The organism is Scandinavium sp. (assembly GCF_036271055.1).
GTDB lineage: Bacteria > Pseudomonadota > Gammaproteobacteria > Enterobacterales > Enterobacteriaceae > Scandinavium.
In genome coordinates, this window is the sequence record NZ_DATBBJ010000006.1 from 71,151 (window position 1) to 90,034 (window position 18,884).

The window sequence follows — 18,884 nt, forward strand, 5'->3', positions numbered from 1 at the left end:
GCAGATAAACAGAAATGGCGAAGAGAGACTATTACGAGGTTTTAGGCGTTTCCAAAACAGCGGAAGAGCGTGAAATCAAAAAGGCTTACAAACGCCTGGCAATGAAATTCCACCCGGACCGTAATCAGGGTGATAAAGAAGCCGAAGCCAAATTTAAAGAGATCAAAGAAGCCTACGAGATCCTGACCGATGCGCAGAAGCGCGCGGCATATGATCAGTACGGTCACGCAGCGTTTGAACAAGGCGGTGGCGGTGGATACGGCGGCGGCGGCTTTGGTGGCGGCGGCGCTGATTTCGGCGATATCTTTGGCGACGTGTTCGGTGACATCTTCGGCGGCGGTCGTGGTCGTCAGCGTGCATCTCGCGGCGCGGATCTGCGTTACAACATGGATCTGACGCTGGAAGAAGCCGTTCGTGGCGTGACCAAAGAGATCCGCATCCCTACACTTGAAGAGTGTGAGGTTTGCCATGGTAGCGGCGCGAAATCTGGCTCAAAACCACAGACCTGTCCGACCTGTCATGGTCAAGGCCAGGTGCAGATGCGTCAGGGCTTCTTTGCTGTGCAGCAGACCTGTCCACACTGCCAGGGTCGCGGCACGCTGATTAAAGATCCGTGCAACACCTGTCACGGTCATGGTCGCGTTGAGAAAAACAAAACCCTGTCGGTCAAAATCCCGGCGGGCGTTGATACCGGTGACCGCATTCGCCTGACAGGCGAAGGTGAAGCGGGTGAGCATGGCGCACCGGCAGGCGATCTGTACGTTCAGGTGCAGGTGAAACAGCACCCGATCTTCGAACGCGAAGGCAACAACCTTTACTGCGAGGTGCCGATCAACTTTGCGATGGCCGCTCTTGGTGGTGAAATCGAAGTCCCTACGCTTGATGGTCGTGTGAACCTGAAAGTGCCTGGTGAAACCCAGACAGGTAAGCTATTCCGCATGCGCGGTAAAGGCGTTAAATCCGTTCGCGGTGGTGCGCAGGGTGACCTGTTATGTCGCGTAGTCGTGGAAACGCCGGTTAGCCTGAACGATAAGCAGAAACAGCTACTGAAAGATCTGCAGGAAAGTTTTGGCGGCCCGGCGGGTGAGAAAAACAGCCCACGCTCCAAAAACTTTTTCGACGGCGTGAAGAAATTCTTCGATGATTTGACTCGCTAAGTAGTAACAATGAAATAACAAGCCGAAATGTTTATTCATTTCGGCTTTTTTTTGACTATTTGTTTATAAATTATATCTTATTGTGGCTAATCACTATTCGATGATGATTCTTCGAAAGGGAATGAGGGTTAATGTTAATTAATGATTCCTCAGTGATTAATTTAGTGGGGCTAAATAATATGTTTTTATTTCTGAAATGATTCATTGAAGGTATAGTTTGGGCCAAATGAACCCGTTCCGGAGAGGCCCGCACGCATGGAAACATCGCCCGCAACCAGGGGGTTTGATTTAAATTTAATCAGAGTACTGGATGCGGTGATAAGTGCAGGGAATGCGACGAAAGCATCAAAGCGTCTCAATGTTACTCCCGCCGCTGTATCATTAGCACTACAGCGCTTGCAACACACTTATAACGAAGCCCTTTTTGTTCGTACCAAGGATGGGTTGGCGCCTACTGCACGGGCACGAGAAATTCACCACACTTTTGTTCAGGTGCTCAATCTGGTGGATACAACATTCCATACGGTGGAATGGGAAAAAATGCATAAGGAAATCGTGATCTGTGGTAACGATATTACGGAGCAATATTTTTTATCTCAGATTATTGATTTTGAGATTTTTGAGCACTATCTGGTTCATCACCGTACCAATTGGAGCCGGGAGGCTATTGCCAGCCGTGAGATGTTAGTTACGGGTGCTGCGGATTTAATTTTGACCTTTGAGCCTCCGCGCGATCGTGATTTTAATATGATGGTGATTGAGCGCTTTAAGAATTTTTGTGTGGTATGCGGTCAACGCAATCCATTATCATCATTATCTAAAATAACCTTGCATAGTTTTTATTCATTCCATCATGCAGTGATTCGCAACGATGTCTTTAACTCGGTGATCTTTGATGAAAAACAAATAATTATGTCGACGGGGCCTTATTCGGGGCGTCGGCTCATCGGTTATCGTAGCGAGACCTTGACCGGGTTATTGAGTATGGTTGAGCATTCATCGATGATAGCAGTCATTCCATTACCGTTAGCCAATTATTTCAAGTCACACCGTAAATATGCCATTTCCGTGATGTCTCTACCCGATGAAATTAACATCAGGCCGCTAGCACTGCACGCAGTATGGTCGAGGAAAAATAAGCTAGAAAAGGACCTTTCGTTATTGGTTTCAATGCTACAAACTGTTGCATCATTTCGCAAGTGATAACCTTTTGTGCGTCTCATGAAGATAATGTGTTCGAGGAGTGATGCCTCACTGAAAACGTCACTTTTCATTATTAGCGAGCGCCACCTGCTTCAGTTAATGTTTATCTATCGCAAGACAGCTTGCATTGTTAATTATTAAATGAGGTGGTTATCGTGACTTTAGTAAATGTTTCTTCTTCCCGTGTCGTTCTTCTTGAACTGGAAATTCTTATTACTGTCCTGGCTATTGGTGGTTGGGGTGGATTTGTCAGCTTCTTGATGAAAAAAGGCACAAAAAATACCGAGGTTCATCGCAATGTTATGGAATGTCTTGCGCAAATAGTGATCTCTTGCTTTTCCGGTTTTATTCTTAGCATTATGGCGATTGAAAAAGAGCTGAGCTTTAACTTGGTTATGTTGGCGGCGGGAGTAGGTGGGGTCTTTGCGACACCGATAATTCGATTGATTGGTGATAAAGTTAAAAACGTACTTTCCAGCATAAAAATAGACGGCAAATGAAAAAAAGCCTCTCAATTTGAGAGGCTTTTTTTTTAATCTATGATCACTCTGTTTTTTATCCAGCCATAAATGAATTCTTCATTTTTTTCACGGCTTTCGGTGATCTCCAGATAGTATTCACCCTGGGAACAGTTGAGCGCTCTCATCAAAACCTGTTCGCCTTCTTTACCTCTCCATGCCAAGAAACTGCGCAGTGCAATAAGGGTTTTACCGCCAATCTTTCCGTCAATCCTGAGATCTTCATATTTCCCGCCGTGAAGATTAAAGGCATTTAACCAGCGTTGCAGCCAGCGAGAAGGCCAGCCCGGGCCAACATTGACCCCGGCATCGCACAGCTCGAAAGCGATAGGCAAGGAGAGCTGGGCTATTTGATCAAATCCCGGCGCTGTCCAGTAACTTTCTTCGAGGATTGCGTAAGCCTCATCGCGGGTCAGGTTTCGCATCTCACCCTGATAACCATGTGTTCGAGCGGTTGCTTCCGTGATACCCCAGTTTGTTGGGCCGCCTTTATCTGCGGGATTATCCGTATACCCGCCTTCTTTCTCAAGAATACCATCCAGTACTGGGTTCATTATTACATCCTCAGTGAACGTTAATTATTGGGGGAAAACTCAATCACATCCAAAACGGCATACAGTGAAATGAGAGAAAGAATAAAACCTATCACTACAACCGTTTTCCAAATTTTAAATCGCCGCTGTATTTTTTCTTCCGGCAGCGTTTCAATGGGTATACTGCTGTTGATTCGAATACCCACTCGGGGGATCGTCATAAAAAAATCATTAATGCCTAACGTTCTCAGATCCTTTCTGATGAGATATAAAAGTTGGGTAAGATTGGCATCGCTAATGAATTGTCCGCGATCTCCCCATAATCCTTGAGTCAGCGTTTGTTTATCAATAATTCCACCGGTTGAATTCTCAATAATAAAACTTAAACAACGAGCTCGCATGGCGGTCATTTTTATAATTATAGCGCTGTCCGTATTTCTGATTTCATGTCTTTCCTCGTTAAAGATACAGTTGTGATTAAGAAGATAGCGCTTCATTTGGCACCTGTCAGTTGGGGTGAGGTTAAATTGTTTGAATGATGTTAGGAACCCATCTGGTTATTTTCAATGTGAGCGATGATGAAAGAGTAAACATGATAGTGAAATTTCATTCTTTCTCGCAAAATAGGGTGTGAATTAAATATGGCTAATGATCCACTTAAGTGTGATTTACATTGATATGTCATGATGGGGTGATTTCTCGAGTGATTTTTTTTTGTCTGTCAATAAAGAGAACGTGATATTTCGTGTTTTGAGTATTTGCAGAATTGCGTATGAAATAAATGACGTAGCACACCGCTACGTATTTCATACATTCTAAGGAATTCACAATGGCAACCAGTAAATTAATTAAGGGCGATAGCCTTACCGAAACCAGTAATGCGGCCGATGGCTTTAAACCAGCCAGCGAAGTGCAGAACTACAGTTATACATCTGCCCGTGTTGCGAAACCGGTTTATAACAAATACAAAGCAGCCACGACCAAACCTAAAGTCTTCGGTTACTACACCGACTGGTCACAGTACGACGGGCGTCTTCAGGGTACGGATACCCAGGCCGATCGTGGGCGTGGCTATGATTTAGCAAACGTTGATCCTACCGCATACGATAAGATCATTTTCGGCTTCATCGGCATTGTCGGTGATAAAGGTGAGAAGCAAAACACCATTGAAAATGCAGCCAATCTGACCGGTAAAAAAACCAATGAGCCGACCTTCCTTGATCCTTGGGGCGATTTTCAATCCTATGTGAACTGCAACCAAAGCACGAGTGGCTGGGATGTCGACCCAATGACCGTTACACAGCAGAACACCCACGGTATGCTGGGGGGTTTACGTGACCTGCAGGCGAAAGCAAAACAGCAAGGCCATACGCTGGCGCTGTCCATGAGTATCGGCGGCTGGACGATGAGTAATGCTTTCCACGAAATGGCCAAAACAGACTCCGCTCGTAAAACCTTTGCGGGCGGCGTGGTGAAGTTGTTCAAACAATTCCCGATGTTCAGCGAAGTGGATATTGACTGGGAATACCCGAACGGCGAAGGCAACGGCAATCCACATGGTCCGGAAGACGGCGCTAACTATGCCTTGTTAATCAAGGAGCTGAAAAGTCAGTTGACGGCTGCTGGACGCAGCGACGTGAAGATCTCTATCGCCAGCTCTGCGGTAGTGGAAACGCTGGGCTATTCCAACGTAAAAGCTCTGTTAGATGCCGGTTTGTATGGCATTAACGTAATGACCTACGACTTCTTTGGTACACCGTGGGCTGAAACCCTTACTCACCATACCAATCTGTCTCCGTTGACCGCAGGTGGCTGGAGCATTGAAGCTGTTGTCGATTATTTGCTCGCCGAAGGTTTCCCATCTGATCGCATTAATATCGGTTATGCAGGTTACACCCGTAATGCGCGTAATGCCGTTATCAGTAGCTTCTCTCCGCTGAAAGGGTCTTATGATGCGGGACAAGGCACCACGACGGGTTCCTTCGAGTCGGGCTGCACCGAATGGTACGACACCATTTACAACTATCTGGATCTGGAAAACCAGAAAGGCCGCAACGGTTTCAATGTCTATACCGATAAGATTGCCAATGCTGATTATCTTTTCAATCCACAAAGTCAGTTGTTTATGTCGCTGGATACGCCGCGTTCGGTCAAAGCGAAAGGAGAATATGCAGCGAAGCACAATCTCGGTGGGCTCTTTACCTGGACTATCGATCAGGATAACGGCGTGCTGGTGAATGCGGCGCGAGAAGGGTTGGGCTATGAACTGCAAACGCAGAAAGTAGAGATGAAACCTTTCTACTTCGAAGGCATTAACGTGAGCGATGCAGAAAAAGATGACGGCAGCGACGTTCCTGTTCAGCCAGTCGTTAACCATGCGCCAAAAGCTGCGGTTGAGCTACTGGTGGTGGGAGGCTCTCGCGTGCAGTTGTCGGGTGAAGGCTCTTCTGATGAAGATGGCGATAAGCTGAGCTTCAGTTGGGGTGTACCGGCCGCGATTTCAGTGGCGGATAAAAGTGTGGCCGTGATTGAATTCTCTGTGCCAACGGTGACGCAAAAAACCGAACTTCAGTTCACGCTGTTTGTCCGGGATACCCACAACGAACCTTCCTCACAGCAGCGTTTTGTGGTGAACGTGGTGCCTGCACTGACCACGCCAACTGATGATCCGATCCCAACGCCAGATCCAGAACCAACACCAACGCCGGATCCGGTTCCTGATGTCCCTGCGGGCAAAACACCTTATCCATTATGGAGTGCTTCGGCCATTTATGGTGCCGCCTGGGGCAATTTCGAAACGGTAAGCTGGAATGGACATAACTATAAAGTGAACTGGTACTCAACGGGCGAACAGCCAGATAAGAACTGCGGTCCATATGCCGTATGGACCGATTTGGGTGCATATTAATGCCTAAAAAGTGACTCGTTCATAGTCAGTTTGATGTCATGTAACATTTCCCCGGCAAGATCCCTGCCGGGGTTTTTTATTGCTCGTTATTTTCGATTTATAAATCATAAATAATCTGCTTTTATCGAGTTGTTGTGTTGTCTAATATGGTTTTATCGAAGTATTCCCCGAATAGAGAGAGTAAAAGTGAAACATCTAAAGCGTTTTTTCACCAATGATGCTTCTGGAGGTATCATTTTGATCGTCGCCGCTGCGCTGGCGATGCTATTGGCGAACATGGGATCAACCAGCGGCCTGTACCACTCTTTCCTTGAGACGCCTGTGCAGCTCCGCGTGGGTGCGCTGGAAATTAACAAGAACATGCTGCTGTGGATCAACGATGCGTTGATGGCGGTGTTCTTCCTGTTGATTGGCCTTGAAGTGAAGCGTGAGCTGATAGTCGGTTCCCTCGCCAGCCGTCAGCAGGCAATCTTCCCGATCATTGCCGCATTGGGTGGCATGGTGGTTCCGGCGCTGGTCTATCTGGCGTTTAACTTCCAGGATCCGATTACCCGTGAAGGTTGGGCGATCCCTGCGGCAACGGACATTGCGTTTGCACTCGGTGTGCTTGCCTTGCTCGGTAGCCGTATCCCGGCTTCGCTGAAAATCTTCCTGATGGCGCTGGCGATTATCGATGACCTGGGCGCTATCGTGATTATCGCGCTGTTCTACACCAGCGATTTGTCATTGTTATCTTTGGGCGTTGCGGCGGCGGCGATCGCCACGCTTGCTATTCTGAATCTGACAGGCGTGCGCCGAACCGGTATTTACATTCTGGTTGGGGTTATTCTGTGGACCGCGGTGTTGAAGTCGGGTGTGCATGCAACGCTTGCGGGTGTGATTGTCGGCTTCTTCATTCCGTTGAAAGAGGAAAAGGGCAAATCACCGGCAGGACAACTTGAGCACGTGCTGCATCCGTGGGTCGCGTATCTTATTCTGCCGCTGTTCGCGTTTGCTAATGCCGGTGTTTCCTTACAAGGCGTCACGCTGGAAGGGCTGACTTCATTGCTGCCGCTGGGCATCATGGCGGGCTTGTTCATCGGCAAACCATTGGGCATTAGCCTGTTCTGCTGGGTGGCTATGAAAATGAAGTGGGCCACGCTGCCAGCCGGAACCAGTTTCCGGCAGATTATGGCGGTCGGCGTGCTGTGCGGTATCGGCTTTACCATGTCGATATTCATCGCTTCACTGGCCTTTGGTGACGTCGACCCGGCGTTGATCAACTGGGCGAAGTTGGGGATCTTGATTGGTTCGGTGCTGTCGGCCGTCGTCGGCTATACCTTACTGAAAATGCGCACGTCGGTGGCGTCAGTTTAATACGACAAAGAGAGCCCTGGCGGCTCTCTTTTGACATTCATCAGGGAGCGAAAAACATGTCGCACATTAACTACAACCATTTGTACTACTTCTGGCACGTTTATAAAGAAGGGTCAGTCGTGGGCGCGGCGGAAGCACTGTATCTCACGCCGCAGACGATTACCGGACAGATCAAAGCGCTGGAAGAGCGGTTGCAGGGCAAACTCTTCAAACGTAAGGGCAGGGGGCTGGAGCCGAGCGAACTGGGCGAACTGGTTTTTCGTTACGCGGATAAAATGTTTACCCTAAGTCAGGAGATGCTCGACATCATCAACTACCGCAAAGAGTCGAACCTGCTGTTTGATGTGGGTGTAGCGGATGCACTGTCTAAACGCCTGGTCAGTGGCGTGCTGGATGCGGCTGTCGTCGAGGATGAACAAATCCATCTTCGCTGTTTTGAATCGACGCATGAAATGCTGCTGGAGCAGCTCAGCCAGCACAAGCTCGACATGATCATTTCCGACTGCCCGATTGACTCGACTCAGCAGGAAGGGCTGTTCTCGGTGAAAATTGGTGAATGCAGCGTCAGCTTCTGGAGCATGAATCCGTTGCCGGAGAAGCCGTTCCCGGCTTGTCTTGAGGAGCGTCGTCTGCTGATCCCCGGCCGTCGTTCGATGCTGGGGCGCAAGCTGCTGAACTGGATTAACACCCAAGGGCTGAAAGTGGAAGTGCTGGGTGAATTTGATGATGCGGCGCTGATGAAAGCCTTCGGGGCTGCGCATAACGCGATTTTTGTCGCACCGACGCTGTATGCTCACGATTTGTATGCTGATGACAATATTGTGGAAATCGGGCGGGTGGAAAATGTGATGGAGGAGTATCACGCCATCTTTGCCGAGCGCATGATCCAGCATCCGGCAGTGCAGCGTATCTGTAATCGCGATTATTCCTCGCTCTTTACCTTACCGCGCTAAAACGCAGATATAAAAAAACCCGCCGAGGCGGGTTTTTCTTAACAAAGAACAGCGAAGTGGCGATTAAGCCAGTTTGCTGATCTGCGCAGCCAGGTTGGCTTTATGACGCGCAGCTTTGTTTTTGTGGATCAGACCTTTAGCAGCCTGACGGTCCACGATTGGTTGCATTTCATTAAATGCTTTCTGTGCAGCAGCTTTGTCGCCTGCTTCTACAGCTGCGTATACTTTCTTGATGAAAGTACGCATCATAGAACGACGGCTAGCGTTGTGCTTGCGGGCCTTTTCAGACTGAACGGCACGCTTCTTAGCTGATTTGATATTAGCCAAGGTCCAACTCCCAAATATGATCTATATAGACAATTCAAAGGCCGAGGAATATGCCCTCTTAGCCTTCTTTTGTCAATGGATTTGTGCAAATAAGCGCCGTAGTGTGACAACGCTTGGTTACGTAGTGATGGCGCAGGATTCTACCAGCTTGTGCCCACCGAATACAGCCTTTCTGCGATAAAAATCGCCAGTGCGGCGAGATTTGGTCAGTGTTTCCGTCGAGGTGGATGAAATCGTTGCATCTTTCGGTTACCAGGTGCAATCGGCGGTTAACGTTGCCTGCTCTACAAGGTATACTTTCACGATTTTCACTGTTTTGAGCCAGACATGAAGCTGATACGCGGCATACATAATGCAGGTCAGGCACCACACGGGTGCGTGTTGACCATTGGCAATTTCGACGGTGTGCACCGTGGGCATCAGGCATTGTTACAGCGTTTGCGTGCGGAAGGACGCGAGCGTGGCCTGCCCGTTGTGGTCATGATTTTCGAACCACAACCGCTGGAACTTTTCGCGACGGACAAAGCGCCAGCACGTCTGACACGTTTGCGCGATAAGGTGCGTTATCTGGCCGAAAGCGGCGTGGACTACGTGCTGTGTGTCCGTTTCGACCGCCGTTTCGCCGCTCTGACGGCGCAGGAGTTCATCAGCAATCTGCTGGTGAAACGCCTTGGCGTACAATATCTGGCGGTCGGTGATGATTTCCGCTTCGGCGCTGGTCGCGAAGGGGATTTCTTGTTATTACAGAAGGCCGGTGCCGAATTTGGTTTTGACGTCACCAGCACGCAAACGTTTTGTGAAGGCGGTTTGCGCATCAGCAGCACGGCGGTGCGCCAGGCGCTGGCGGAAGATGACCTTGAGCTGGCAAACACGCTGCTGGGGCATCCTTTCAGTATTTCGGGGCGCGTGGTTCACGGTGATGAACTCGGGCGCACCATTGGCTTCCCAACGGCAAATCTGCCGCTGCGTCGTCAGGTTTCCCCGGTGAAAGGGGTGTATGCGGTAGAAGTGGCGGGGCTTGGCGACAAACTGTTGCCAGGTGTCGCCAATATCGGCACCCGTCCAACGGTGGCTGGCGTGCGTCAGCAACTGGAAGTCCATCTGTTAGACGTTGTAATGGACCTATATGGTCGCCATATCGATGTCATACTGCGTAAAAAAATACGCAACGAACAGCGATTCGCTTCGCTGGACGAATTAAAAGCGCAAATCGCGCGTGATGAATTAACGGCTCGCGAGTTGTTCGGGCTATCAAACCCGGCGTAATGCCAACGTAAAAATACGGAAACGAGAATCTGATGAGTGACTATAAATCAACCCTGAATTTGCCGGAAACAGGGTTCCCGATGCGTGGCGACCTCGCCAAACGCGAACCGGGAATGCTGGCCCGTTGGACCGATGATGACCTTTACGGCGTCATCCGTGCAGCGAAAAAAGGCAAGAAGACGTTCATTCTGCATGATGGCCCTCCTTATGCGAATGGCAGCATTCATATCGGTCACTCTGTTAACAAGATTCTGAAAGACATTATCGTGAAGTCCAAAGGTCTCACGGGCTTTGACTCGCCGTATGTACCGGGTTGGGACTGCCACGGTCTGCCGATTGAGCTGAAAGTTGAGCAGGAATTTGGCAAGCCGGGTGAGAAATTCACCGCGGCGGAATTCCGCGCGAAATGTCGCGAATACGCCGCCACGCAGGTGAACGGGCAGCGCGAAGACTTTATCCGTCTGGGCGTGCTCGGCGACTGGTCTCGTCCGTACCTGACCATGGATTTCAACACCGAAGCGAACATCATTCGTGCGCTGGGTAAAATCATCGGTAACGGCCACCTGCATAAAGGCGCGAAGCCTGTGCACTGGTGCGTTGACTGCCGTTCTGCGCTGGCAGAAGCGGAAGTGGAATATTACGACAAGACTTCCCCGTCCATCGATGTGGCATTCCATGCTGTCGATCAGGATGCGGTGAAAGCCAAATTTGGCGTATCTACTGTAAATGGCCCGGTGTCGCTGGTTATCTGGACCACCACGCCGTGGACGCTGCCAGCCAACCGTGCGATCTCCCTTTCTGCTGAGTTCGAATATGCACTGGTGCAGGTAGAAGGCCAGGCGCTGATCCTCGCAAAAGATCTGATCGAAAGCGTACTGAAACGCGCCAACATCATCGATTACACCGTGCTCGGCACAGTGAAAGGTGACGAGCTGGAACTGATGCGCTTCAAGCACCCGTTCCTCGATTTCGACGTGCCGGCGATTCTTGGCGAACACGTTACGCTGGACGCGGGTACGGGTGCAGTGCATACCGCAGGTGGTCACGGCCCGGACGACTACACCATCAGCCAGAAATACGGCCTGGAAATCGCTAATCCGGTGGGTCCGGACGGCGCATATGTACCGGGCACTTATCCGACGCTTGACGGTGTGAACGTCTTCAAAGCCAACGACGTTATCGTCAACATGCTGCGCGAAAGCGGCGCATTGCTGCACGTTGAGAAACTGGTTCACAGCTATCCGTGCTGCTGGCGTCACAAAACGCCAATCATCTTCCGCGCAACGCCACAGTGGTTCATCAGCATGGATCAGAAAGGCCTGCGTGAGCAGTCGCTGAAAGAGATCAAAGGCGTGCAGTGGATCCCGGATTGGGGTCAGGCGCGTATTGAATCCATGGTCGCGAACCGTCCTGACTGGTGTATCTCCCGTCAGCGTACGTGGGGCGTGCCGATGTCACTGTTCGTACACAAAGACACGCAGGAGCTGCATCCACGCACGCTTGAGCTGATGGAAGAAGTCGCCAAACGCGTTGAGCAAGACGGTATCCAGGCGTGGTGGGATCTTGACCCGCGCGACATCATGGGCGATGACGCTGACACCTACGAGAAAGTGCCTGACACCCTCGATGTCTGGTTCGATTCCGGTTCAACGCACTCTTCTGTTGTAGATGTGCGTCCGGAATTCACCGGTCACGCAGCAGATATGTATCTGGAAGGTTCTGACCAGCATCGCGGCTGGTTCATGTCTTCCCTGATGATCTCCACGGCGATGAAAGGCAAAGCGCCTTATCGCCAGGTACTGACTCACGGCTTCACTGTCGATGGTCAGGGCCGCAAAATGTCCAAATCGATCGGCAACACCGTATCGCCGCAGGACGTGATGAACAAGCTGGGCGCAGATATCCTGCGTCTGTGGGTGGCTTCCACCGATTACACTGGCGAAATGGCGGTCTCCGACGAGATCCTCAAACGCGCCGCCGACAGCTATCGTCGTATCCGTAACACCGCGCGCTTCCTGCTGGCGAACCTTAACGGTTTCGATCCGGTGAAAGACATGGTGAAACCGGAAGAGATGGTCGTTCTGGATCGCTGGGCCGTTGGCTGTGCGCAGGCTGCACAGGAAGACATTCTGAAAGCGTATGAGTCTTACGATTTCCACGAAGTGGTGCAGCGCCTGATGCGTTTCTGCTCCATCGAAATGGGCTCGTTCTATCTCGATATCATCAAAGACCGTCAGTACACCGCGAAAGCCGACAGCGTTGCCCGTCGTAGCTGCCAGACCGCGCTGTATCACATCGCAGAAGCACTGGTTCGCTGGATGGCACCAATCATGTCCTTCACTGCCGACGAAATCTGGGGTTACCTGCCAGGGGATCGCGAGAAATACGTCTTCACTGGTGAGTGGTACACCGGCCTGTTTGGCCTGGCAGAAACCGAAGCGATGAACGATGGCTTCTGGGAAGCACTGCTGAAAGTGCGCGGCGAAGTGAACAAAGTCATTGAGCAGGCGCGTGCGGATAAGAAAGTCGGTGGCTCTCTGGAAGCGGCGGTCACGCTGTACGCAGAACCTGAGCTTGCGGCAAAACTGACGGCACTGGGCGATGAATTGCGATTTGTCCTGTTGACCTCAGGGGCGTCCGTTGAGGATTATGCAGCGGCAACCGCAGAGGCCCAACAGAGCGAACTGCTCAAAGGCCTGAAAGTCGCGTTGCAGAAAGCCGAAGGTGATAAGTGCCCGCGTTGCTGGCATTACACCAAAGATGTCGGTCAGGTGGCGGAACACGCAGATATCTGCGGCCGCTGTGTCAGCAACATCGCCGGTGCTGGCGAAAAACGTAAGTTTGCCTGATGAGCCAATCAATTTGTAAAAGCGGCCTGCGTTGGCTGTGGCTGGTTGTGGTGGTGCTGATTATCGATCTCGGCAGCAAATACCTGATCCTCCAGCATTTCGCGCTGGGGGATACTGTGTCGCTGTTCCCATCGCTGAACCTGCACTATGCGCGCAACTACGGCGCGGCATTTAGCTTCCTCGCCGACAGCGGTGGTTGGCAACGCTGGTTCTTTGCCGGTATCGCCATCGGTATCAGTGTGATTTTGGCGGTGCTGATGTACCGCTCAAAAGCCACGCAGAAGCTGAACAACATCGCCTATGCGCTGATTATTGGCGGCGCGCTGGGCAACCTGTTTGACCGGTTGTGGCACGGTTTCGTTGTCGACATGATCGATTTCTATGTCGGCAACTGGCACTTTGCGACCTTCAATCTCGCGGATTCCGCGATTTGTATTGGCGCGGCGGTTATCGTACTGGAAGGCTTCCTGCCTTCCTCTGCAGCGAAAAAACAGGCGTAAACCCATTAGTAGGCCCGGTAAGCGCTAGCGTCACCGGGCAATATTACAGGCAAATCTGCATGTCAAAATCTGTACAGAGCAATAGCGCGGTGCTGGTGCACTTTACGCTGAAACTCGACGACGGCTCCACCGCTGAATCGACTCGCAACAATGGCAAACCTGCGCTGTTCCGTCTGGGCGACGCGTCGCTGTCTGAAGGGCTGGAGCAACATCTGCTAGGCTTGAAGGAAGGTGATAAAACCGTATTCTCGCTGGAGCCGGATGCGGCGTTTGGTGTGCCAACGCCCGATCTTATCCAGTATTTTTCGCGTCGTGAGTTTATGGATGCAGGCGAGCCAGAAATTGGCGCGATCATGCTCTTTACTGCAATGGATGGCAGCGAAATGCCAGGGGTTATTCGTGAGATCAACGGCGATTCGATTACCGTCGATTTCAACCACCCGCTGGCGGGGCGTACCGTTCATTTTGATATTGAAGTGCTGGAGATAGACCCGGCACTGGAGGCATAACATGCAGATCCTGTTGGCTAACCCGCGTGGTTTTTGCGCAGGTGTAGACCGCGCTATCAGCATTGTTGAAAACGCACTGGAAATTTTCGGTGCGCCGATTTACGTTCGCCATGAAGTGGTGCATAACCGCTACGTGGTCGACAGCCTGCGCCAGCGCGGTGCGATTTTCATCGAGCAAATCAGCGAAGTGCCTGATGGCACGATCCTGATTTTCTCCGCGCACGGTGTGTCTCAGGCCGTACGCAACGAAGCCAAAAGCCGTGACCTGACGGTATTCGACGCGACCTGTCCGCTGGTGACCAAAGTGCATATGGAAGTGGCGCGCGCCAGCCGTCGTGGTGAAGAGTCGATTTTGATTGGTCATGCCGGTCATCCGGAAGTCGAAGGCACCATGGGCCAGTACAGCAATCCGGAAGGGGGCATGTATTTGGTCGAATCGCCGGAGGATGTCTGGAAACTCAACGTCAAAAACGAAACGCGTTTGTCGTTTATGACCCAGACCACGCTCTCGGTGGATGATACCTCAGACGTTATCGATGCATTACGTCAACGCTTCCCGAAAATCGTCGGTCCGCGCAAAGACGACATCTGCTATGCCACCACCAACCGCCAGGAAGCGGTGCGTGATTTGGCTCAGCGTGCAGATGTGGTGCTGGTTGTCGGATCGAAAAACTCCTCCAACTCCAACCGTCTGGCGGAGCTGGCTCAGCGCATGGGCAAAGCGGCATTCCTGATTGACGATTCAACGGATATCCAGGAAGAGTGGGTGACAACCGCAAGCTGCGTTGGCGTAACCGCGGGCGCATCCGCACCAGACATTCTGGTGCAGAACGTGATTTCCCGCTTGCAGGAACTCGGCGGGGGCGATGCCATCTCGCTCGAAGGCCGTGAAGAGAACATTGTTTTCGAAGTGCCCAAAGAGTTACGACTCGACATTCGCGAAGTGGAATAAGTTTTTCACCCGCTCAATATGAAAAAATGCCAGGCTCCATGTCTGGCATTTTTTATAGAGAAATCATGTGACTGCCTGTCTTTCTTGAGCCCGATCTTAGACGCTATTTTCGGCGATAAATACGCTCTGGTCGGCCCACTTTCCCATAGCTGATTTCTGCTTCCAGTTGGTCGTTTTTCACGCATTGTTCGAGATAGCGCCGTGCCGTTGTCTTGCTACTCCCGAGGATCCGCGCCAGCGAGTCGGCGGTATGAATGATCTGCACATCGGCAAATATCTGGAGTACGCGGCTGAGGGTGTTCTCATCAATTCCGCGCAGCCCATGAGTGGGTTCATTGAGATGCTCTTTCGCCTGAATATTAAATAACGCATCAACGTGCGTCTGGTTTGCTTGTTCGCTGGAGCGCAGCGAACTACGATAGCGGGCGAAGCGATCCAGCGTATGCTGCAGCCGCTGGTAATGAACCGGTTTAATGAGGTAATCAAACACGCCCATGCGTAGCGCTTCGCTGATGGTGTCCATGTGATTATCGGCGGTAATAAAAATAATCCGCCCGTTATATTGCATATTGACTGTATGGCGAATCAAATCAATACCTTTACCATCGGGCAGAAAATTATCCAGTAAAATAAGTTCAGGTTGATAAAGACGGATCTGTTTTTTTGCGCTTTCTACTTTGTCAGCAATTCCGATGACATGAAATTGATGTGTTTGCTTAAACGTATCCACCAGAATTTCCGCCAGCATGGGTTCATCTTCAATAATGAGGGTCGAAATGCTATCCATTATTTTTTTCTCTGGTAAAAGGGATGTAGAGGGTAAAAATTGTTCCACGGGGGATATTGCTATCAATAATAATGTTGCCATTGGCTTGCTCGATGTAACTACGCACCAGCCATAAACCAATACCGTGATCGCCGCTGTCCTGACTCGTCACACCGCGCTCAAAAATATGCTGACGGATCTTTTTATCAATGCCGCATCCTTGATCGGCGATCTCGATAATAACTTCTTCGCCTTCACTGTTAATCAGGCACTCAATCTGCCGCGAACAGGGCGGACTGAGCAGCGCTGCACTATAAGCGTTATCGAGTAAGTTACCGACAATAGAGATCCATTCATTGTGGGAGAGTGAGGAGGGCAGATGTTCAACATAACAACCCGGATCAAATATCAGCTCAAGGCCTAATTCTTTCGCCCTATAATATTTGCCAATCAGTAGCCCGGCCATATGATGATCTTTAAAGTTGTGCGCAATAAAATCCAGCACCTTCTGATGGCTTTCTGACTGCTGCTGAATCAGCGCCAGCGCGTTGTCGTAACGCTTTAAAAATAAGAGCCCCGCAATGGTTGATATCAGGTTGCGATGCTCATGCTGGACGGCGCGCAGGTTATCGGCATATTGCTGCACCTGGCTTAGCTGTAGGCTCAGGGTATTAATATCGTCTTTGCTACGGAAACTTATCACCCATCCCTGCGGCTGATTATTCAGGATCACCGCCATACGGCTGGCGATCACCTTCGTTTCATTGAATGTAACGATTTCATCTTTTTTATTTTTCTGCGTCATATCATAGAAAAATGCCTCCGGCGAGACGACATAGGCAATGGCATTACCAATCAGTTCCGCCTCCGGCTGGCTAAGATTCAGCATTCGGCGTGCCGTTTGGTTTATGGCGGTGATGCGGTATTGGGAGTCAATGGCGATAAGACCCTCAAAAACCGACTCGAACAATACGCTTTGTTGGATCAGCAGTTGCGAGAGTTGCTGTGGCTCCAGATTGAGCATCTGCTTTTTGATGTGCAACGAAAAACGCCGCGCGCAGAAGAGAAGCACCAGCAACAAAATCGTCATCGGCAGCATGAGCGAGCTAATTTGCAGGTTAAGCCAGTTTTCCAGTTGCTGAATGGTGTAACCGACGGACACGATGCCGATGACTTTACCGGTACTGTCCTGAATGGGCGACTTTCCGCGCAGCGATGAACCGAGCGAACCTTTGCGTACGGAAACATAACTTTCGGCTTTCAGCAGCGCCTCATCGCTATCGCCGCCTTCCATATACTTGCCAATCTCTTTGGGATTAACGTGATACAAGCGCCGCCCATTTTCATCACCAACGGTAATGTAGGTGGCATCAGAGAAGGAACGCATGGGGTCGATCAAGGCTTTAACCCGGGCGATATCGTTATCCTCGACGGCCTTTACCAGCTCCGGCATCGCCGAGATTTGCATTGCCTGGATCAGTGCCCGTTGACCGACTTGATAGTGTAACCGCTCTTTGGTGATATCAGTGATATACCAGGACATCGCGAGCATGACGATTGCTGATGTAAAAAGAATCAACAAAAAAATGCGATTCTGAAAGGACCGCTGGGAAAACCACTGTGCTATTTTTCGGATACACATATCGACATGAGATATTTAAAGGGCGGATTTTCAGGTATCCAGTGAATCCGGGTCCTGAGCCAGTTCTTCATTATTCGTTTTTCAGAAAAAATTCAGACAAAATGGGATACGCCTCACGTATCCCATTGGTTATTACATTGTCAGCACGTACTTCAGCATGACGCCTGCGGCGATCGCCGAGCCAATCACTCCAGCCACATTCGGCCCCATGGCATGCATCAGCAGGAAGTTCTGGGTGTCTGATTCCAGCCCGACTTTGTTGGAGACGCGAGCCGCCATTGGCACCGCCGACACTCCGGCTGACCCAATCAGCGGGTTTATCGGGTTACGGCTGAATTTGTTCATCAGTTTCGCCATCAGCACGCCGGCAGCAGTGCCGATACCAAAGGCAATCACGCCCAGCAGCAGAATACCCAGCGTTTGTGGCTGTAAAAACTTATCAGCCACCAGTTTGGCCCCTACCGATAGCCCGAGGAATATCGTCACAATATTGATAAGCCCGTTCTGTACCGTGTCGCTCAAACGCTCCACTACGCCGCTCTCCCGCATCAGGTTGCCAAAGCAGAACATCCCCAGCAGCGGCGCTGCGTCTGGTAACAAGAGCGCGACCAGCAAGAGCAGCACTACCGGGAAGAGGATTTTTTCCCGTTTGCTGACTGTTCGCAGCTGCACCATACGAATTTTGCGTTCTTTCTCGGTGGTCAACGCCTTCATAATCGGCGGCTGGATCAGCGGCACCAGCGCCATGTAGGAGTACGCTGCCACCGCTATAGCCCCCAGCAGTTCCGGTGCCAGTTTGCTGGAGAGGTAAATCGCCGTAGGGCCATCTGCGCCGCCGATAATGCCTATCGCCGCAGCCTGTGGCAGGGTGAAGTGAATGAAGCCGAAGTAGTTCAGCGTCAGCGCCCCCAGCACAGTGGCGAAGATGCCAAACTGCGCCGCCGCGCCGAGCAGCAGGGTGCGCGGGTTGGCCAGCAACGGGCCAAAGTCAGTCATTGCACCGACGCCCATAAAGATGACCAGCGGCGCGACGCCGGAACCAATCGCTACCTTATAAAACAACGCCAGTACGCCCGGCGTGTAGCCCATGTCTACCGCCAGCGTTTCCATTTGGTTCTGGACCGACGGTAACGCCAGCGCCAGCGCTTCTTTAATCGCGTGGACATCCGGCGTGCAGTTCAACTTTGCTGCAATGATACTCAGTTGCCCGACATCGTGATGGGCGAGCAAACTCTCCAGCGCGCTGAGCGCCATCCCTGCTTCCGGGATGTTGGATAGCAGGCCGCCGAAACCAATCGGCAGCAGCAGTAACGGCTCGAACTTCTTTGCGATTGCCAGCCACAGCAGCAGCAAGCTGACCACAAGCATGATGGCCTGTCCCACGCTGAGGTGCATCAGCCCCATGCCCTGGAGCAGGGCGTTCAGACTTTCCATATCTTCTGTTC

General features: G+C 51.1%; 17 protein-coding genes and 1 pseudogene. 12 read left to right on the forward strand and 6 right to left on the reverse strand.

Annotated features, from left to right (window positions below):
- Window positions 1-14 precede the first annotated feature (14 nt).
- The 3 genes from dnaJ (at window position 15) to VH187_RS00730 (ending at window position 2,860) form a co-directional block, all read left to right on the forward strand.
- On the forward strand, window positions 15-1,157 hold the full coding sequence (dnaJ, locus tag VH187_RS00720; RefSeq protein WP_329699583.1) for a molecular chaperone DnaJ: 1,143 nt from the start codon (window positions 15-17) through the stop codon (window positions 1,155-1,157).
- A 255-nt stretch (window positions 1,158-1,412) separates the two neighbouring features.
- Window positions 1,413-2,360 (forward strand): LysR family transcriptional regulator, encoded by a 948-nt coding sequence (locus tag VH187_RS00725; RefSeq protein WP_329699584.1) that lies wholly within the window; start codon window positions 1,413-1,415, stop codon window positions 2,358-2,360.
- Between the two features lie 152 nt (window positions 2,361-2,512).
- Window positions 2,513-2,860, forward strand: a complete 348-nt coding sequence (locus VH187_RS00730) for a phage holin family protein (RefSeq protein WP_414713893.1) — start codon at window positions 2,513-2,515, stop codon at window positions 2,858-2,860.
- Between the two features lie 32 nt (window positions 2,861-2,892).
- Here VH187_RS00730 and VH187_RS00735 read toward each other — a convergent pair whose 3' ends face one another.
- Window positions 2,893-3,432 carry a glycoside hydrolase family 108 protein gene (locus VH187_RS00735; RefSeq protein ID WP_329699586.1) on the reverse strand — a complete coding sequence of 180 codons (540 nt, stop codon included), beginning with the start codon at window positions 3,430-3,432 and terminating at the stop codon, window positions 2,893-2,895.
- A gap of 20 nt (window positions 3,433-3,452) precedes the next feature.
- Complete coding sequence (locus VH187_RS00740) at window positions 3,453-3,908, reverse strand: winged helix-turn-helix domain-containing protein (protein ID WP_329699587.1); 456 nt, start codon at window positions 3,906-3,908, stop codon at window positions 3,453-3,455.
- Between the two features lie 332 nt (window positions 3,909-4,240).
- Between VH187_RS00740 and VH187_RS00745 the strand changes: the two genes are divergently transcribed.
- The 3 genes from VH187_RS00745 to nhaR all read left to right on the forward strand — a co-directional run bounded on the left by VH187_RS00745 (window position 4,241) and on the right by nhaR (window position 8,628).
- Entirely contained in the window at window positions 4,241-6,319 is a 2,079-nt protein-coding gene (locus tag VH187_RS00745; RefSeq protein ID WP_329699588.1) for a glycoside hydrolase family 18 protein, read from the forward strand.
- A 186-nt stretch (window positions 6,320-6,505) separates the two neighbouring features.
- On the forward strand, window positions 6,506-7,675 hold the full coding sequence (gene nhaA / locus VH187_RS00750; protein ID WP_329699589.1) for a Na+/H+ antiporter NhaA: 1,170 nt from the start codon (window positions 6,506-6,508) through the stop codon (window positions 7,673-7,675).
- 56 nt (window positions 7,676-7,731) lie between these two features.
- Window positions 7,732-8,628, forward strand: coding sequence for a transcriptional activator NhaR (gene nhaR / locus VH187_RS00755; RefSeq protein ID WP_329699590.1), 897 nt, complete (start codon window positions 7,732-7,734; stop codon window positions 8,626-8,628).
- Window positions 8,629-8,691: 63 nt separating this feature from the next.
- Here the strand turns inward: nhaR and rpsT are convergent, their stop codons facing one another.
- Window positions 8,692-8,955: a 30S ribosomal protein S20 gene (rpsT, locus tag VH187_RS00760; RefSeq protein WP_110510708.1), complete on the reverse strand. Its 264-nt coding sequence runs from the start codon at window positions 8,953-8,955 to the stop codon at window positions 8,692-8,694.
- 150 nt (window positions 8,956-9,105) lie between these two features.
- Here rpsT and VH187_RS00765 point away from each other — a divergent pair.
- From VH187_RS00765 to ispH, 6 genes and pseudogenes are all read left to right on the forward strand, one after another.
- Window positions 9,106-9,275 (forward strand): annotated as a pseudogene (locus VH187_RS00765) (DUF2575 domain-containing protein).
- 7 nt (window positions 9,276-9,282) lie between these two features.
- On the forward strand, window positions 9,283-10,221 hold the full coding sequence (gene ribF, locus VH187_RS00770) for a bifunctional riboflavin kinase/FAD synthetase (protein WP_329699591.1): 939 nt from the start codon (window positions 9,283-9,285) through the stop codon (window positions 10,219-10,221).
- Between the two features lie 32 nt (window positions 10,222-10,253).
- Window positions 10,254-13,070, forward strand: coding sequence for an isoleucine--tRNA ligase (gene ileS / locus VH187_RS00775; RefSeq protein ID WP_329699592.1), 2,817 nt, complete (start codon window positions 10,254-10,256; stop codon window positions 13,068-13,070).
- Window positions 13,070-13,570 carry a signal peptidase II gene (gene lspA / locus VH187_RS00780; RefSeq protein ID WP_329699593.1) on the forward strand — a complete coding sequence of 167 codons (501 nt, stop codon included), beginning with the start codon at window positions 13,070-13,072 and terminating at the stop codon, window positions 13,568-13,570. Before ileS ends, lspA begins: the two co-directional genes overlap by 1 nt.
- Before the next feature lie 59 nt (window positions 13,571-13,629).
- Window positions 13,630-14,079 carry an FKBP-type peptidyl-prolyl cis-trans isomerase gene (fkpB, locus tag VH187_RS00785; protein ID WP_329699594.1) on the forward strand — a complete coding sequence of 150 codons (450 nt, stop codon included), beginning with the start codon at window positions 13,630-13,632 and terminating at the stop codon, window positions 14,077-14,079.
- Window position 14,080: 1 nt separating this feature from the next.
- Window positions 14,081-15,031, forward strand: a complete 951-nt coding sequence (ispH, locus tag VH187_RS00790; RefSeq protein ID WP_329699595.1) for a 4-hydroxy-3-methylbut-2-enyl diphosphate reductase — start codon at window positions 14,081-14,083, stop codon at window positions 15,029-15,031.
- Window positions 15,032-15,134: 103 nt separating this feature from the next.
- Here ispH and citB read toward each other — a convergent pair whose 3' ends face one another.
- The 3 genes from citB to VH187_RS00805 all read right to left on the reverse strand — a co-directional run bounded on the left by citB (window position 15,135) and on the right by VH187_RS00805 (window position 18,873).
- Window positions 15,135-15,818 carry a citrate response regulator transcription factor CitB gene (gene citB / locus VH187_RS00795; protein WP_329699596.1) on the reverse strand — a complete coding sequence of 228 codons (684 nt, stop codon included), beginning with the start codon at window positions 15,816-15,818 and terminating at the stop codon, window positions 15,135-15,137.
- A complete protein-coding gene (citA, locus tag VH187_RS00800) occupies window positions 15,811-17,439 on the reverse strand; it encodes a citrate sensor histidine kinase CitA (protein ID WP_329699597.1) in 1,629 nt (542 codons plus the stop codon). Before citA ends, citB begins: the two co-directional genes overlap by 8 nt.
- 132 nt (window positions 17,440-17,571) lie before the next feature.
- A complete protein-coding gene (locus VH187_RS00805) occupies window positions 17,572-18,873 on the reverse strand; it encodes an oxaloacetate decarboxylase subunit beta (RefSeq protein ID WP_329699598.1) in 1,302 nt (433 codons plus the stop codon).
- Window positions 18,874-18,884 lie beyond the last annotated feature (11 nt).

Coding starts and splice junctions, on each gene's coding strand:
- dnaJ (WP_329699583.1), top strand. CDS start 15: ATGGCGAAGAGAGACTATTACGAGGTTTTAGGCGTTTCCAAAACAGCG.
- VH187_RS00725 (WP_329699584.1), top strand. CDS start 1,413: ATGGAAACATCGCCCGCAACCAGGGGGTTTGATTTAAATTTAATCAGA.
- VH187_RS00735 (WP_329699586.1), bottom strand. CDS start 3,432: ATGAACCCAGTACTGGATGGTATTCTTGAGAAAGAAGGCGGGTATACG.
- VH187_RS00740 (WP_329699587.1), bottom strand. CDS start 3,908: ATGAAGCGCTATCTTCTTAATCACAACTGTATCTTTAACGAGGAAAGA.
- VH187_RS00745 (WP_329699588.1), top strand. CDS start 4,241: ATGGCAACCAGTAAATTAATTAAGGGCGATAGCCTTACCGAAACCAGT.
- nhaR (WP_329699590.1), top strand. CDS start 7,732: ATGTCGCACATTAACTACAACCATTTGTACTACTTCTGGCACGTTTAT.
- ribF (WP_329699591.1), top strand. CDS start 9,283: ATGAAGCTGATACGCGGCATACATAATGCAGGTCAGGCACCACACGGG.
- ileS (WP_329699592.1), top strand. CDS start 10,254: ATGAGTGACTATAAATCAACCCTGAATTTGCCGGAAACAGGGTTCCCG.
- lspA (WP_329699593.1), top strand. CDS start 13,070: ATGAGCCAATCAATTTGTAAAAGCGGCCTGCGTTGGCTGTGGCTGGTT.
- fkpB (WP_329699594.1), top strand. CDS start 13,630: ATGTCAAAATCTGTACAGAGCAATAGCGCGGTGCTGGTGCACTTTACG.
- ispH (WP_329699595.1), top strand. CDS start 14,081: ATGCAGATCCTGTTGGCTAACCCGCGTGGTTTTTGCGCAGGTGTAGAC.
- citB (WP_329699596.1), bottom strand. CDS start 15,818: ATGGATAGCATTTCGACCCTCATTATTGAAGATGAACCCATGCTGGCG.
- citA (WP_329699597.1), bottom strand. CDS start 17,439: ATGTGTATCCGAAAAATAGCACAGTGGTTTTCCCAGCGGTCCTTTCAG.
- VH187_RS00805 (WP_329699598.1), bottom strand. CDS start 18,873: ATGGAAAGTCTGAACGCCCTGCTCCAGGGCATGGGGCTGATGCACCTC.